Below are 2,064 nucleotides of genomic sequence, written 5' to 3'. Positions count from 1 at the left end.
GGGGGGGGGCCCCCCCCCCCCCCCCCCCCCCCCCCCCCCCCCCCCCGTCCCCCCCCCCCCCGGGCGGGCGGGGGGCTCTCCGGTTCACCCCGGCGCCTCCCTGGGCGCGCCACTACAGCTCAGCGGTACGGGCCGGGCCCGCGCCACAGCAGTTCGCCGTAGCGGTAGACATACATCACGATCACGAACTGGCGCGCATCGCCGATGTCCTGCAGCTCCGCCGAGCCGGCCTGCAGCATGCGGCACTTGCTGGAGCCGCGGCGCAGCGCGACCTCGGCCGGGCAGACCATCAGGTAGGTGGTGCCGGGCAGCGGGATCGACAGTTCCTTCTTGCCATCCACCTCCTTGGCCCCGTCCATCCATGCGCGCAGTTTTTCCTCGCTGAGCAGGTCATAGACGATCTGGTAGCCGCCGACTTCCATGGCCGGTGCTCCGGCGCTGCGGTCGACGCGCTTGCCGCTGTCATTGCCCTGGCCTGCAGAGCGGCCGTAGTCGTCCGGCGCGGTGGTCCTGTCCATCGAACCGGGCGGGCGTCCGGTCCAGGTCTGCGGACGCCGCGGCACGGTTTCCGACGGGCTGGCTGCCGCTGCGGGTGCGGCCGGGGTCTGGGCCTGGTCCTGGGTCTTGGTTTCTTCCTGCTCCGGCTCGCTAGGCGGCTCGATATAGCGGGCCTCCGGCACCGGCTTGCGGTCCTCGCTGCGCCGCTGGGTGCTCGGCTTGGTCTTGGAAGTCGTGGTCTTGTTGGGCTTGTCCTGCGGCGGCAGTTTGCTCGGCTGCGTGGACGGCGGTGCCTCGCCGACGAAATCGACCTTGGTGCGGCCGCCGCCCGAGGAGCCTTCCGGCGAAGAAACCACCGGTGGATTGGAATACATCAAGAGCAACAGCATCAGCACATGCAGCACGGCCGTGATCAGCACCGCGACCCAGCGGTCGCGGCGTTCATGCCAGAGCTTGAATTTGAACTGCTTCGGAGAACTTGGGGTGCTGGTCATGCCGCGATCTGGGGCCTTGAAGGTGCTGCCCTCGTGCGGAAGTCACGCCGTGCCACCGATAGGGAACCGGCATGGTAACGCCTGTGCCCGGCACGCAACCGTGCCTTCAGTGCTGTTGCCCGATACTGCTGGGGTCTGGTCAGGCAGTTGCGGCAAACCGTGGGCACAGTTGGGGCAGCTGCCGGCGCAGGATCCGTATCGAAGGTAACCGTGGGCGGTATCGGCGCACGGCCGGGCTATGATGCCCCTCCCGTCGCGGACAACTGGCGGGTCCCCCACCACAATGGAAACAGCTGCATGCGCATCCTGCTTGCCCGTCACGGCGAAACGCCGTGGAACGCCGAAGGCCGCTACCAGGGCCAGATCGACATTCCTCTCTCGCCGGTGGGTGAGGCACAGGCCAAGGCCCTGGGCGAGCGGTTGGCTGATGTGCAGATCACCCGCGCCGTGGCTTCGCCGCTGAGCCGTGCGCAGGCCACCGCCAAGGCCGCGCTGGGCAGCGCCCGCGAAGCCATGCTGCTGACCGAGCCGGACCTGCAGGAAATTGCCCACGGTGAGTGGGAGGGTCTGCTCGCCAGCGAGATCGATGAAAAAGACCCGGCACGTCTGCGCGCCTGGCGCGAGGAACCCGACACCGTGCTGATGCCCGGTGGCGAATCGTTGCGGCAGGTGCTGGACCGCAGCTGGCGCGGCCTGACCGCCGCCGCCGAAGGCCTGGGCGAAGACGACACCTTGCTGGTGGTCGCGCATGACGCGGTCAACCGCGTCATCCTGTGCAAGATCCTCGGTCTGCCGATTTCCAAGCTGTGGAGCTTCCGACAAGCCCCGACCACGTTGAACCTGCTGGAAGGTCCGGACGTGGAGCACCTGGAAGTGGTGCGCCTGAACGACTGCGCCCACCACACCCCGTTCTTCGGCGAAGCCAAGCACCGCGCGCTGTAATCGGACCACGCAATCCGCTTTGGGTAGTGGGGGGGGGGGGGGCCGCGCGGCCCGGCCCGCGCACCCGCGCCCCCGCCCGGGCCCGGCGCGCCGCCACGGGGGGCGCCCCCCCCCCCCACCCGCGGGCGGG

2 protein-coding genes are annotated in these 2,064 nt (G+C 69.8%); one reads left to right on the top strand and one right to left on the bottom strand.

Features of this window, described 5'->3' with window-relative positions; translation table 11 throughout:
- Positions 1-119 precede the first annotated feature (119 nt).
- The gene (locus ACVOLZ_RS22270) at positions 120-992 is read right to left on the bottom strand and encodes a type II toxin-antitoxin system RelE/ParE family toxin (protein ID WP_481518038.1); all 873 of its coding nucleotides are present in this window, start codon (positions 990-992) and stop codon (positions 120-122) included.
- A gap of 297 nt (positions 993-1,289) precedes the next feature.
- Here ACVOLZ_RS22270 and ACVOLZ_RS22265 point away from each other — a divergent pair, with 297 nt between their 5' ends.
- On the top strand, positions 1,290-1,934 hold the full coding sequence (locus ACVOLZ_RS22265; RefSeq protein WP_481518037.1) for a histidine phosphatase family protein: 645 nt from the start codon (positions 1,290-1,292) through the stop codon (positions 1,932-1,934).
- The last annotated feature ends 130 nt before the right edge of the window (positions 1,935-2,064 follow it).

It is taken from the genome of Stenotrophomonas sp. STEN020 (assembly GCF_056760195.1).
Note: the sequence above shows the minus strand (reverse complement) of the source record. Positions and strands in the feature narration are given on the sequence as shown.

Excerpts from the sequence above, each read along its gene's own strand:
- ACVOLZ_RS22265 (WP_481518037.1), top strand. The coding sequence starts at position 1,290 with ATGCGCATCCTGCTTGCCCGTCACGGCGAAACGCCGTGGAACGCCGAA.
- ACVOLZ_RS22270 (WP_481518038.1), bottom strand. The coding sequence starts at position 992 with ATGACCAGCACCCCAAGTTCTCCGAAGCAGTTCAAATTCAAGCTCTGG.